11 protein-coding genes and 2 pseudogenes are annotated in these 12,741 nt (G+C 63.2%); 10 read left to right on the forward strand and 3 right to left on the reverse strand.

Features of this window, described 5'->3' with window-relative positions:
* Positions 1-26: 26 nt before the first annotated feature.
* Positions 27-929 carry an ArgP/LysG family DNA-binding transcriptional regulator gene (locus tag ACHMW6_RS35415; RefSeq protein ID WP_395404327.1) on the reverse strand — a complete coding sequence of 301 codons (903 nt, stop codon included), beginning with the start codon at positions 927-929 and terminating at the stop codon, positions 27-29.
* Positions 930-1,066: 137 nt separating this feature from the next.
* On the opposite strand from ACHMW6_RS35415, the pseudogene ACHMW6_RS35420 reads away from it, so the two are divergent.
* Positions 1,067-2,508, forward strand: a pseudogene (locus ACHMW6_RS35420) (dihydrolipoyl dehydrogenase).
* 3 nt (positions 2,509-2,511) lie between these two features.
* Here ACHMW6_RS35420 and ACHMW6_RS35425 read toward each other — a convergent pair.
* Positions 2,512-2,994 carry an SRPBCC family protein gene (locus tag ACHMW6_RS35425; RefSeq protein WP_395404329.1) on the reverse strand — a complete coding sequence of 161 codons (483 nt, stop codon included), beginning with the start codon at positions 2,992-2,994 and terminating at the stop codon, positions 2,512-2,514.
* A gap of 117 nt (positions 2,995-3,111) precedes the next feature.
* Between ACHMW6_RS35425 and ACHMW6_RS35430 the strand changes: the two genes are divergently transcribed.
* The 8 genes and pseudogenes from ACHMW6_RS35430 (at position 3,112) to ACHMW6_RS35465 (ending at position 9,556) form a co-directional block, all read left to right on the forward strand.
* Entirely contained in the window at positions 3,112-5,181 is a 2,070-nt protein-coding gene (locus ACHMW6_RS35430; RefSeq protein ID WP_395404331.1) for a UvrD-helicase domain-containing protein, read from the forward strand.
* Positions 5,182-5,227: 46 nt separating this feature from the next.
* Positions 5,228-5,680, forward strand: a complete 453-nt coding sequence (locus ACHMW6_RS35435) for a cache domain-containing protein (protein WP_395404333.1) — start codon at positions 5,228-5,230, stop codon at positions 5,678-5,680.
* 54 nt (positions 5,681-5,734) lie between these two features.
* Complete coding sequence (locus ACHMW6_RS35440) at positions 5,735-5,938, forward strand: SlyX family protein (RefSeq protein WP_395404335.1); 204 nt, start codon at positions 5,735-5,737, stop codon at positions 5,936-5,938.
* A gap of 165 nt (positions 5,939-6,103) precedes the next feature.
* A complete protein-coding gene (locus ACHMW6_RS35445) occupies positions 6,104-8,230 on the forward strand; it encodes a M3 family metallopeptidase (RefSeq protein WP_395404337.1) in 2,127 nt (708 codons plus the stop codon).
* 120 nt (positions 8,231-8,350) lie between these two features.
* Positions 8,351-8,716, forward strand: coding sequence for a hypothetical protein (locus ACHMW6_RS35450; RefSeq protein WP_395404339.1), 366 nt, complete (start codon positions 8,351-8,353; stop codon positions 8,714-8,716).
* Positions 8,717-8,743: 27 nt separating this feature from the next.
* Positions 8,744-8,911 (forward strand): annotated as a pseudogene (locus ACHMW6_RS35455) (MerR family transcriptional regulator); the annotation flags it as partial.
* 6 nt (positions 8,912-8,917) lie between these two features.
* Positions 8,918-9,250 (forward strand): hypothetical protein, encoded by a 333-nt coding sequence (locus tag ACHMW6_RS35460; protein WP_395404341.1) that lies wholly within the window; start codon positions 8,918-8,920, stop codon positions 9,248-9,250.
* 33 nt (positions 9,251-9,283) lie between these two features.
* Complete coding sequence (locus ACHMW6_RS35465) at positions 9,284-9,556, forward strand: DUF4404 family protein (RefSeq protein ID WP_395404343.1); 273 nt, start codon at positions 9,284-9,286, stop codon at positions 9,554-9,556.
* Positions 9,557-9,628: 72 nt separating this feature from the next.
* Here the strand turns inward: ACHMW6_RS35465 and ACHMW6_RS35470 are convergent, their stop codons facing one another.
* Complete coding sequence (locus tag ACHMW6_RS35470) at positions 9,629-10,141, reverse strand: DUF1269 domain-containing protein (protein ID WP_395404345.1); 513 nt, start codon at positions 10,139-10,141, stop codon at positions 9,629-9,631.
* A gap of 243 nt (positions 10,142-10,384) precedes the next feature.
* Here ACHMW6_RS35470 and ACHMW6_RS35475 point away from each other — a divergent pair, with 243 nt between their 5' ends.
* Entirely contained in the window at positions 10,385-12,613 is a 2,229-nt protein-coding gene (locus ACHMW6_RS35475) for a YgiQ family radical SAM protein (RefSeq protein WP_395404347.1), read from the forward strand.
* Positions 12,614-12,741 lie beyond the last annotated feature (128 nt).

Below are 12,741 nucleotides of genomic sequence, written 5' to 3' on the forward strand. Positions count from 1 at the left end.
TGCCGCGTGCCGGGACACACGGCGGATCAATGATCCGCCGCCACCAGGTACTTTCGCGCCATCGCAATGACTTGTTCGGATAAAGACTTGGTGAACGGCGTATCCAGCTCCCACGCGTGCCAGTTCAGCTGCACATCGATATAGCGCCCCGGCAGCAGGTCCACCAGCGCGCCCTGCGACAAGCCGTGCGCCGCCTGCAGGAAGGGCAGCAGACCGTAAGCCAGACCGCCGAACAGCATGTCATTGAAGGCGGTGGACAAAGGCAGCGTGTGATGCGGGAAAGGCCGCGCCACGCCCAGCTCCGCCGCCAGGAAGCGCGCAGTGAGCTCGCGTTCATGCGTGACGGCGGGCGTCAGCGCCACCGCCTCCGCAGTGAACCCGTCGCCAAACCAGTGCGCTGCAAACGAAGGCGAAGCCACGCACACATAGCGCATCGCGCCCAGCGGCGTGGTGGACGCGCCACTGGCCGCCAGCCCCGGCGTATCCGCGCGCGACGCCACGCAGCCGAACACACTCCCTTCGCGCACCAGGTGCAGGGCCACGTCGCGTTCCGCGCATTCCACATCCAGCTGGCAGCGGGGTGGCGACAGCAGGGGACGCAGCGCAACCGGGAACCACGTCGCCAGGCTGGCCGCATCCACGGCCACGGCGATTTCCGGCATGCTGACCTGGTTGCCCAGGTCGATATCCAGCGCCGCCTCCATCAGCTTCACGTTGCGATAGTGCGAGATCAGGCGCTGCCCCAGGCCGGTCGGAAAGGCGGGCGAACCGCGGACGATCAATAGCCGTCCGGCCGCATCCTCCAGCGCCTTGATGCGCTGGGACACGGCCGGCTGGCTGATGCCCAGCGCGTTAGCCGCCTTTTCGAAACTACCGTGGCTGGCCACGGCATCCAGCACCGCCAGCGCGCGGTAGTCCAGATTTTCCATAAGTAGAGCTTATGTTCGTTCGAAAAGATAAGCCATCCTAATACATCCCTGGGCATCTGTCAGCACCGCCCATAACAAAAGTGTACGATGGCAATAAACATCTGGGGCCGGATCTGGCCCCAAGCTGGGAGAGAGCGATGGAAACGATTCGTTGTGATGTGGCCGTGATTGGCGCGGGGTCGGCGGGGCTGACGGCTTATCGCTCGGCCTTTTTGGCGGGCAAGGATGTGGTGCTGATCGAGGGCGGGCCCTACGGCACCACCTGCGCCCGCGTCGGTTGCATGCCGAGCAAGCTGCTGATCGCGGCGGCGGAGGCGGCGCATGCGGTGGCGGAGGCGCACGGTTTCGGCATCCACCCGCGCGAAGTGCGCATCAATGGCGCGGAAGTGATGGCGCGCGTGCGAACGGAACGCGACCGCTTTGTCGGCTTCGTGCTGAGGGGCATGGAGAGCATGCCGGCCGAACGCAAGCTGCGCGGCTACGCGCGATTCCTTGGTCCCAACCGACTCCAGGTCGACGAGCACACCATCGTGGAAGCGCACAGCATCGTCATCGCCACGGGTTCGGCGCCGGTAATCCTCCGGCCTGGGCCGCGGCAGGCGAACGCGTGACCAGCAGCGATGCGGTATTCGACTGGACCGACCTGCCGGAGTCCATCGCCATTGTCGGCACCGGCGTCATCGGCCTGGAACTGGGCCAGGCCCTGCACCGCCTCGGCGTGCGCGTGGCGCTGTTCGCGCGCGGCAGCAGTGTGGCCCAGTTGGGCGATCCGATGGTGAAGGAAAACGCCGCCGCCGTACTGGGCGCCGAACTCGATCTTCGTTTCCAGACCCAGGTCACGTCCGTGGAAAATGCGGGCGACAGCCTGCGCGTGACCAGCCGCGATGTCGCCGGCGCCGAGCGCATCGAATCGTACGAATACCTGCTGGTGGCAACCGGCCGCAAACCAAACGTCGACAAGCTCGATATCGAACTCGCGGGCCTGCAACTGGGCCCCCTCGGCATCCCGGTCTACGACAGCAAGACCATGCAGTGCGGCGACAGCCCGATCTTCATCGCGGGCGACGCCAACAACGAGCTGCCCCTGCTGCCCGAAGCGGCCGACCAGGGCAAGATCGCCGGCAGCAACGCGGCCAGCTATCCGGACGTGCGGCCCGGCCTGCGCCGCACGCCCCTGGTCATTGCTTTCACCGAACCGAATATCGTCACCCTGGGCGCGAGTTACCCGGAGCTGTGCTGCTCGCACAAGGGCAGCTTCGCGGTCGGCGTGGTGTCCTTCGAGGACCAGGGACGCAGCCGAGTGATGCGCCAGAACAAGGGCATGCTGCGCGTCTACGGCGAGTACGGCACGGGCCTCTTCCTCGGCGCCGAAATGATCGGCCCGCGCATGGAGCACATCGGCCACCTCCTGTCCTGGGCGCACCAGACGGGGATGACCGTGAAGCATATGCTGGAGATGCCCTACTACCACCCGGTGGTGGAAGAGGGCTTGCGCACGGCGCTGCGGGATCTGGCGCAGCAGCTGGAGAAATCGCCGCCGCCCAGGCAGACTTGCCCGGATTGCACCCCGGGCTGCTGAAGATCAGTTGAGCGACGCGTCCAGACGGCCGGTTTCAGCCAGTTCGCGCACTACGCGGATGGTGTCGATATCCGACTCCTGGTAGGCAGAACGGCGGAAATCGTCGTACATGGCGTTGGCCGCATCGGTGGCCGCATCGTGGCCGTCGTCGTACTCGAAGCGCACGTAGAGGCGCTCCGGCTCTGGGATTTCGATGGTCATCGTCAGGCTGGACTTGCTGATGTCCTTCTGCGCCTCGACGTTGTAGCGCACCACATAAGGGCGGTGCAGCTCCACCGTATCCTCGATCACCAGGTCGCCATAGCGCAGGCGGCGGCGGAAACCGTCTGCGTTGCGCCGGTCAATCTGCACCTCGTCCAGGTGCGGCACGAAGAGCTTGGGCGACTCCGCTCGCAGCACCAGGCCACGCCACAATTGCTCGTGGGTGATGGTGTCCATCAGCGGATTGAGGGGATCGTTCACTTCTATCAAATGTTCAAATTTCATAATACTCTGCCCGATATTTTTTTAGGTTTCACACCACTATATTCCGCTCCGCGCCCAAATATCAACACTTGAGGCGTTACAATGGCCGGCTGTACTGCCTCCCCATTCCCCGAAACAATGTCCAAACCACAGTTCGGCCTGAACGGCCCACAAAGCGAAGCCGTGCTCTATCTCGACGGTCCAGCCCTGGTGCTGGCGGGAGCGGGATCGGGCAAGACGCGCGTGATCACGCAGAAGATCACCCATATGATCGAGGACCGCGGCTACGACCCGCGCACCATCGCCGCGCTGACCTTCACCAACAAGGCGGCGCTGGAGATGCAGGAGCGCGTCGGCAAGATGCTGAAGCAACCGAAACAGGCCAAGCAGCTGACCGTGTGCACCTTCCACTCGCTGGGCGTGCGCATCCTGCGCCAGGAGTGCAACAGCCTGGGCCTGAAGGACCGCTTCTCCATCATGGACAGCGACGACTGCTATTCCCTGGTGCAGGACCTCGCCCTCACCACGGACAAGCAGCTGATCCGCGGCATCCAGAACGATATCTCGCTGTGGAAAAATGGCCTGGTCACGCCGGAGGAAGCGCTGAAGCAGGCGCAGACCGAGGACGAGGCGCAGTCCGCCCGCATCTACGGCAGCTATATCGCCACCCTGGCCGCCTATCAGGCGGTGGACTTCGATGACCTGATCCGCCTGCCGGTGGAACTGTTCCGCAATCACGACCAGGTACGCGACCGCTGGCAGCGCCGCCTGCGCTACCTGATGATCGACGAATACCAGGACACCAACACCTGCCAGTACGAGCTGGTGAAGCTGATGGTGACAGGCCTGGGCAAGAAGCCGATGTTCACGGCGGTGGGCGACGACGACCAGGCGATCTACGGCTGGCGCGGCGCCACGATGGAGAACCTGAGTCTGCTGCAGGTGGACTTCCCCGACCTGCGCCTGATCAAGCTGGAACAGAACTACCGCTCCACCACGCGCATCCTGCAGGCGGCCAACGCCGTCATCCAGAACAATCCGAAGCTGTTCGAGAAGTCGCTGTGGTCGGAGCTGGGCATCGGTGAGCCGATCAAGGTGCACGCCATGGCCAATGAGGAGCAGGAGGCCGACCAGGTGGCGATCATGATTTCGGCCGACCACTTCGAGCGCAAGAACAAATGGTCCGATTACGCCATCCTCTATCGCGGCAACCATCAGGCGCGCGTGATCGAACAGGCGCTGCGCAACCAGCGCATTCCGTACACGATCTCCGGAGGCCAGAGCTTCTTCGACAAGGCGGAAATCAAGGACATCATCGCTTATCTGCGCCTGCTGGCGAACCAGGACGATGACCCGGCCTTCATCCGCGCCGCCACCACGCCGCGCCGCGGTATTGGCCAGACCACGCTGGAGGCGCTGGGCTCCTTCTCGGGCAAGTGGCAATGCTCGCTGTTCGAAGCGGTGTTCAAGGGCGGCATCGAGTCGGTGCTGACGGACCGCCAGCTTGGTCCCCTGCGCGACTTCTGCAACTTCATCCTGGAACTGGAATCGCGCGCCACGCGCCCCGGTCCTTCGGGCAGCGGCGACAATGCGGCGCAGGTGCTGGACGATATGATGGAAGGCATGCACTACGAGCACTATCTGTACGACGCCTTCGAAGAGCGTCCGGCACAGAGCAAGTGGGACAACGTACTCGAATTCGTCAACTGGCTGAAGGACCGCGGCCGCGGCGGCAAGGACCGCGATGGCGAAGAAAAGAATGTGCTGGAGCTGACGCAGATGGTGGCGTTGATGTCCATGCTGGAAGGGAAGGACGAGGAACCGGATGCGATCCGCATGTCCACCCTGCATGCTTCGAAAGGCCTGGAGTATCCGCACGTGTTCCTGGTGGGCGTGGAGGAGGGCATCCTGCCGCACAAGGGCGATCCGGATGCGCCGATCGAATTGCTGGCGCAGCGCATCGAGGAGGAACGGCGCCTGATGTACGTGGGGATCACGCGCGCCCAGCGCACCTTGCAGCTCACCTGGTGCAAGAAGCGCAAGCGCGCCGGCGAGCAGATCCAGTGCGACATCTCGCGCTTCGTGGCAGAGATGGCGCTCGATGTGGGCGATGCGCCGCCAAAGGAAACCGAGGTGCTGTCGCCGCGTGAGCGGCTGGCACGCATGAAGGAACTGCTTTCCACGCCAAGGGAAACAAAACCCGCATAAGCCGTGCTAGCATGGCCTTCCCGTTGATTCGTTGATGGAGGCTATCATGTTTGCACGCAGCGTCTTGCTTGTTGCCGCGGTCTTCGCCGCCTCGCCCGTTCTCGCGGCGGAGCATGTGACCAAACCGGAAGCGGAAGCCATGGTTAAGAAGGCCACCGCCTACCTGAAGACCAACGGCCGCGAAAAAGGCTTCGCCGAAATCAGCAACAAGCAGGGACAGTTCAACGACCGCGATCTCTATATCGTGGTCTACGGCAGCGACGGCGTCGTGCGCGCCCACGGCGCCAATGCGCGCATGATCGGCAAGAACCTCATGGAACTCAAGGACGTGGACGGCAAACAGTTCGTCAAGGAGCGCGTCGAGATGGCGAAGAAAAAGTCGCCCTTCTGGCAGGACTACAAATTCACCAACCCCGTCAGCGGCGCCATCGAGCCCAAGACCATGTACTGCCAGCCTGAAGAAGACCTCATCGTCTGCGGCGGCGTCTACCTCAAGTGATCCGCGCGCTGGCGCGTCCGGTAGAATGGCGGCTTTACTGTGCGGGAGCCGGCTGTGAGCAGCGAAGAACGTTTTGTCGATATTGAAATCAAGCTGGCGCACCAGGAAGATCTGGTGGAATCCCTGAACCAGCGCGTGTATGAGCAACAGAAGCAGATCGACAAGCTCGAAGCCATGCTGACCGCGCTGGCCGAACACGTGCGCAACAACGCGCAGAGCCACCAGACGCCGCTCAACGAGCGTCCCCCTCACTACTGATCCCGGCAGCGCCAGTCGGCGCAGCGGCCCACTGTTGTCAAAAGCGCTATTGCGATTGCGCAGCGCAGCATTGCGCGCCGATGACTTTGCAAAACCCGGCTGTTATTATTTGACCCTTCGCGCCGCAGCACCCTGCGGCACGGGAGCCATAACCAGGGAGAGAGTATGTACCGTCCACAGATGCTGATCATCGCCGCCAGCCTGGCCATCGCCGGCGCTGCCCATGCCGAACCGGCTTCGCTGCTACCCGCAACGAATCCGTTCGCCAAAGAGAGCAACCTGCCGCTGCACTATCCGGCCTTCGACAAGATCCAGAACGAAGACTACGGTCCGGCCTATGTCGAGGGCATGCGCCAGCAGATGGTGGAGATTGAAGCCATCGCCAACAACAAGAAGGCGCCAACCTTCGACAACACCATCGTCGCCATGGAGCGCTCCGGCCGCCTGCTGGACCGCGTATCGAGCGTGTTCGGGAACCTGTCCGGCGCCAATACCAACGACCAGATGGAAGCGCTGAACCGCGAACTGGCGCCGAAGCTGTCCGCACATAGCGATGCGATCCGCCTGAACGAAAAACTCTACGCCCGCATCAAGACCCTGTACGACAAGCGCGACAAGCTGGGCCTCGATGCCGAATCGAAGCGCCTGCTGGAACGCTACCACACCGACTTCGTGCGCGCCGGCGCCAAACTGTCCGCCGCCGACAAGGAAAAGCTGAAGGCCTATAACTCCGAGCTGGCCGCGCTGTCCACCCAGTTCAGCCAGAACGTGCTGAAGGAAGCCAATGCGTCCGCACTGGTGGTCGACGCGCGCGAGGAACTGACCGGCATGTCCGACAAGGCCATCGACGCCGCCGCCGCCGAAGCGAAGAAGCGCGGCATGGACGGCAAGTTCGTGATCCCCGTCGCCAACACCACCGGCCAGGCGCCGCTGGAAGTGCTGACCAACCGCGCCACGCGTGAGCGCCTGCTGGCAGCGTCGCTGGCGCGCGGCAGCCGTGGCGGCGATTTCGACAATCGTGAAGTGGTGCTGAAGATCGTCAAGCTGCGTGCCGAACGCGCTGCGCTGCTGGGCTACTCCAGCCACGCCGCCTACAACCTGGAAGACCAGACCGCGCACGATACGGACGCCGTCAACAAGCTGCTGTCCGAATTCGCCAGGCCTGCCGTCAACAACGCACGCAAGGAATCGGCAGACATCCAGACCGCGATCGATGCCGACAAGGGCGGCTTCGCCAACGCCGCCCAGGACTGGGCCTTCTACACCGACAAGGTGCGCCAGCAGCGCTACGCCTTCGACCAGAACCAGCTGAAGCCCTACTTCGAGCTGAATAATGTGCTGACCAACGGCGTGTTCTTCGCCGCGGGCAAGGTGTACGGCATCACTTTCAAGGAACGCCACGACCTGCCGGTGTATAACCCGGACGTGCGCGTGTTCGACGTCTTCGACGCGAACGGCAAGCAGCTGGCCATCTTCATCGGTGACTTCTACGCCCGCTCCAACAAGCGCGGCGGCGCCTGGATGAATGCCTATGTGTCGCAGTCCAAGCTGCTGGGCACCCATCCGGTCGTGGCGAATCACCTGAACATTCCGAAACCGTCCGACGGCGAACCAACCCTGCTGACCTACGACGAAACCCGCACCCTGTTCCACGAGTTCGGCCACGCCCTGCATGGCATGTTCTCGGACGTGAAATACCCGCGCTTCGCCGGCACCCGCGTGCCGCGCGACTTCGTCGAGTTCCCGTCGCAGGTGAACGAGATGTGGGCGACCTGGCCTGAAGTGCTGAACAACTACGCGAAGCACTACCAGACCGGCGCGCCGATGCCGAAGGAACTGCTGGACAAGGTACAGGCGTCGGGCAAGTTCAACGAAGGCTTCCGCACGACCGAGTACCTGGCCGCGTCGATCCTGGACCAGCGCTGGCACCAGCTGACGGCCGACAAGATCCCGTCGGATGTGCTGGCCTTCGAGTCCGCAACGCTGAAGGACGCGGGCGTGGACTTCGGTCCTGTGCCGCCGCGCTACCGCACCACTTACTTCTCGCACGTGTTCGCGGGCGGCTACTCGGCCGGCTACTACGGCTACCTGTGGTCGGAGAAGCTGGACGCGGATACCGTCGAGTGGTTCAAGGAAAACGGCGGCATGCTGCGCAAGAACGGCGACCGCTTCCGCAAGATGCTGCTGTCGAAAGGCGGTACGATGGACGCGATGCAGATGTACCGCGAATTCCGCGGCCGCGATGCGAAGATCGAACCGCTGCTGGAACGGCGCGGGCTGACGGCGCCGTAAAAACCCAAGGCATAAAACTAGTGTCTGCCACGATGTGGTAGGGTTGCAGCCACAGTGTGGCTGCAACCGGGTTCACGCCGTGGGTTCTAAAGGCTTGACCTGCCTACTGTAGACAGCTTTATGCTGTCAGCCATGGACGATCAGGACTTCCTCAGCAGCTTCGAACGCTGCACGCTCCCGAAGGAGCACTTCAACCACGCCGGCCATGTGCGGCTGGCGTGGCTATACCTCGAACGTCACCCGTTCGAAGAAGCCGTCACGCGCACCTGCGACGGCATCCGCAGCTACGCCGCCCATCTCGGCGCCGCCGACAAATTCCATCGCACCATCACCGAAGCCCTGATGCACCTGATGCGCGCGCACGGGCGAGAGACCGTGCTGGCCGATGCACGCGGCTTGCTGGCGCTGCACTACTCGCCGTCGCTGCTGGCCGACATCAACGCGCGCGAGCGCTTTGTGCCACCGGATCGCGAGCCGCTGCCGTGAAGTCGCTGACCATTCGGCGCGCTCGCCCGCCGTGCAGGCGTCTCGCGCACTGCACTGCTGAACTATGAGCGACTGGGCCTGATTGCGCCGGAGCGCACGGCGGCCGGGTACCGCGCTTTCGGCTCGTCCGCCGTCGCACGCGTCGAGCAGATACGTGCCTATCGCGCGACCGGGCTGGGGCTGGACGCGATCGCTGCGCTGTTGCAAGGCGGCGACCAGGCCACGCTGATCGAGCGCCGCCTGCGCGACATCCACCGCGAGATTGCGCAACTGCGCGAGCAGCAGGACGTGCTGCTGCAGCTGCTGCGCGCCGGCGCAAGCGGCCCGGTGGCGGCGGGCGAGCCGGCGATGACGAAGGAGCGCTGGACGGCCATGCTGCGCGCTGCCGGCCTCGATGACGACGCCATGGCGCGCTGGCACGCGCTGTTCGAGCACCAGTCCCCGCAAGCGCATGAAGACTTCCTGCGCTCGCTGAACCTGCCGGCCGGGGAAATTGAGCGCATTCGTGGCTGGGCGCGCGAAATGGGTGTATAAAAACACTATCGCGACTACAACGGGGACCGCACCATGGACAGTAATCTGAAGGCGTCGTTGAAAAATCTGCACAATGCATTGGCCCACCACGGTCCGGTGGACGAGGAATTGCAAGACCTGCTGCTGCAGCTGGAAACCGATATCAAACAGCTGCTGGAGCAGCGCGAAGCGGAAGGGGAAGAGACCACTACCTACGGCCTGGCCGAACGCAGCCAGGAGTTGTCGGCGCAATTCGCCGCCAAGCATCCTACGCTCGAACCGACCCTGCGCGAACTGACGCGCATCCTGGGCAATATGGGAATTTAAGGAAGGGAAAAGGCGGAGGGAGGAACCCGGGGAATGGCGGTCAATGCAGCACCGTCCCCCGGGAGGCCGGCGTTAAGGAAACGCCAGCATGGGCGGCTCTTCACCGCCAAACTTGAAGTCGGGATGACGCTTGGCGATCATCTCCTCGATTTCCTTCATGCGCCGGACCGGCACGTCCACCATCATCAGGACCTGGCCCTGTTCGATGCGGTCGGCGTACTGTTCCAGCTTCTTGTTGGGAATCGCTGCTGCATTCATGCCGCTTGCCCAGGCTCCGAAAATGGCGCCGCCCAGTGCCACCAGCAGGATAGCTGCGGTGCGCATGGTCAGCCCTTCGGGCGGGAACGTCACCAGGAAGATACCGGCCAACAGGCCTACCACGCCACCGATGATCACGCCGAGTTGGGCGCCATGGATCAAATCGGTCTTCACGAGGAAGCTGCACCCCGGCATATCGTCGGGTAATGTGCCGTCCTTGGCGAGGAAGCGGATGTTGCGTTCTTCAATGCGCGCCAGCAAGAGCTCATCGAGCTCGGCGCGCGCCGCTGGGATGTTGGGAAGCATGTAATACAGTCTGCGTCGCATGATGTACCTCCTGTCTCCTGTGGTGTATTACAGTTATAGCAAAAAAGGCACGATATTCAATAAATATTTGCCATCGTTACCTTTCTCTTTGCGCACAAGTAACTGAAAAATAAAGGCTTTTTTGGGGCGGGGTGCGCGAAGCGGCGCGCTTTCCTGTAAAATGCCGGGATGAATTCCCCAGCTAATCTTTTTGCGGCCGTTCCCAAGCGGTCTGCCCGCGCTGCGTCTGCGCCTTTCCTTCCCATGTCCCGCGCCGAAATGGAGGCCCTGGGCTGGGACCAGTGCGACGTTATCCTCGTCACCGGCGACGCCTATATCGACCATCCGAGTTTCGGCATGGCCCTGGTCGGCCGCCTGCTGGAAGCGCAGGGTTACCGCGTGGGCATCATTGCCCAGCCGGACTGGAACAACGTGGAATCCTTCCGCGCACTGGGCAAGCCGCGCCTGTACTGGGGGATCACGGCCGGCAATATGGATTCGATGGTCAACCGCTATACGGCTGACAAGAAGATCCGCTCGGACGATGCCTATACGCCGAACGGTGAACCGAACAAGCGTCCGGACCGCGCCGTGACCATCTACGCACAGAAAGCGCGCGAAGCCTTCCCTGGCGTGCCGGTCGTGGTCGGCTCGATCGAGGCATCGCTGCGCCGCATCGCCCACTACGATTACTGGTCGGACAAAGTGCGGCGCTCGGTGCTGATCGAATCCAAGGCCGACCTGCTGATCTTCGGTAATGCCGAACGTGCGCTGGTGGACCTGACGCGCCGCATCGCCGAGGGCGAGAGCATCAAGGACATCAAGGACCTGCGCGGCACCGCCTTCCTGGTGCCGCAAGGCTGGCTGCCGGACGCCGAATGGTCGGTGCACAACTCCACCCGCGTGGACGTGCCGGGCCGTATCGACGCGCATCCGAATCCCTACGCCATGGCGAAGGAAGACACGAAGGAGTGCGCCACCGAGAACGCGGCGCCCGAGCCGACGGTCAAGCCAATCGTCATCATGACGCGCGAAGAGCGCCTGGCCGCGGCGAAGGAAAAGCACAACAAGACCGTGGTGCGCCTGCCGGCCTATGACGTGGTGAAGGACGACCCGGTGATGTACGCCCACGCTTCGCGCGTGTTCCACCTGGAGTCCAATCCCGGCAACGCCCGCGCGCTGGTGCAGGGCCACGGCGACCGCGACGTGTGGATGAACCCTCCGCCGCTGCCGCTGCAGATGGACGAGATGGACAACGTCTACGACCTCGAATACGCGCGCGGCCCGCACCCAAGCTATGGCAATGCCAATATCCCGGCCTGGGAAATGATCCGCTTCTCGGTCAACATCATGCGCGGCTGCTTCGGCGGTTGCACCTTCTGCTCGATCACCGAGCACGAAGGCCGCATCATCCAGAGCCGTTCCGAGCCGTCCATCCTGCGCGAGATCGAGCATATCCGCGACAAGACCAAGGGCTTCACCGGCATCATCTCCGACCTGGGCGGCCCGACCGCGAACATGTACCGCCTGTCCTGCAAGGACAAGAACATCGAAGAGACTTGCCGCCGCCTGTCCTGCGTCTATCCGTCGATCTGCGTGAACCTGGGCACCAACCACAATCCGCTGATCAAGCTGTACCGCAAGGCGCGCGCGATTCCAGGCGTGAAGAAGGTGCTGATCCAGTCCGGCCTGCGCTACGACCTGGCCGTGCGTTCGCCCGAGTACGTGAAGGAGCTGGTGACCCACCACGTCGGCGGCCTGCTGAAGATCGCGCCTGAGCACACGGAGTCCAATGTGCTGAGCAAGATGATGAAGCCGGGCATCGGCGCCTATGACGAGTTCAAGGCCCTGTTCGAGAAGTACTCGCTGGAAGCGGGCAAGAAGCAGTACCTGATCCCTTACTTCATCGCCGCCCACCCGGGCGCGACGGACGAGGACATGCTGAATCTGGCCCTGTGGCTGAAGAAGAACAACTTCCGCCTCGACCAGGTGCAGACCTTCATGCCGACGCCAATGGCCATGGCAAGCGCCATGTACCACTCGCGCAAGAACCCGCTGCACAAGGTGACCGATGATTCGGAAACCGTGGAAACGCCGCGCACGCTGAAGCAGCGCCAGGCGCACAAGGCTTTCCTGCGCTATTACGATCCGAAGAACTGGCCAATCCTGCGTGACACGCTGCGCAAGATGGGGCGCGGTGACCTGATCGGCACTGGCGAGCGCCATCTGATCCCGCCGTATGTGCAGGGTGAGGAGAACTTCAAGACATCGTCCGGCAAGCGCGCGATGCCGATGCTGGCGCCGGGTGCGCAGAAGCGCGGCGCCGGCGGCGCTGCCGTCGCCCAGCCGGGCCGCGGTGGACGCCCCAACGCGCTTACCGGCTCGCTGACCGCACGCTCCACCGTGGAGACCAAGGCGCGGCCGTCCATCCTGGATACGATCAAGGTGAAGCCGAAGGCGCCGGTGAAACAGGCGCGCGGGCGCAAACCTTAAACCAAACTCCTGGGTCAGACGGGGACGCCGAGTCCCACGGGGTCTGACCCAGGGGGTTGGTTTGTTGTTGTTTTTGTTTTCAATATTGCCAAAAAGCATGGATAATTCATGCTGCCCGGCAACTCGGG

The sequence above is a fragment of the Pseudoduganella sp. UC29_106 genome, from assembly GCF_044055365.1.
Lineage (GTDB): Bacteria > Pseudomonadota > Gammaproteobacteria > Burkholderiales > Burkholderiaceae_D > Rugamonas.

Coding starts and splice junctions, on each gene's coding strand:
- ACHMW6_RS35415 (WP_395404327.1), bottom strand. CDS start 929: ATGGAAAATCTGGACTACCGCGCGCTGGCGGTGCTGGATGCCGTGGCC.
- ACHMW6_RS35425 (WP_395404329.1), bottom strand. CDS start 2,994: ATGAAATTTGAACATTTGATAGAAGTGAACGATCCCCTCAATCCGCTG.
- ACHMW6_RS35430 (WP_395404331.1), top strand. CDS start 3,112: ATGTCCAAACCACAGTTCGGCCTGAACGGCCCACAAAGCGAAGCCGTG.
- ACHMW6_RS35435 (WP_395404333.1), top strand. CDS start 5,228: ATGTTTGCACGCAGCGTCTTGCTTGTTGCCGCGGTCTTCGCCGCCTCG.
- ACHMW6_RS35445 (WP_395404337.1), top strand. CDS start 6,104: ATGTACCGTCCACAGATGCTGATCATCGCCGCCAGCCTGGCCATCGCC.
- ACHMW6_RS35450 (WP_395404339.1), top strand. CDS start 8,351: ATGCTGTCAGCCATGGACGATCAGGACTTCCTCAGCAGCTTCGAACGC.
- ACHMW6_RS35465 (WP_395404343.1), top strand. CDS start 9,284: ATGGACAGTAATCTGAAGGCGTCGTTGAAAAATCTGCACAATGCATTG.
- ACHMW6_RS35470 (WP_395404345.1), bottom strand. CDS start 10,141: ATGCGACGCAGACTGTATTACATGCTTCCCAACATCCCAGCGGCGCGC.
- ACHMW6_RS35475 (WP_395404347.1), top strand. CDS start 10,385: ATGTCCCGCGCCGAAATGGAGGCCCTGGGCTGGGACCAGTGCGACGTT.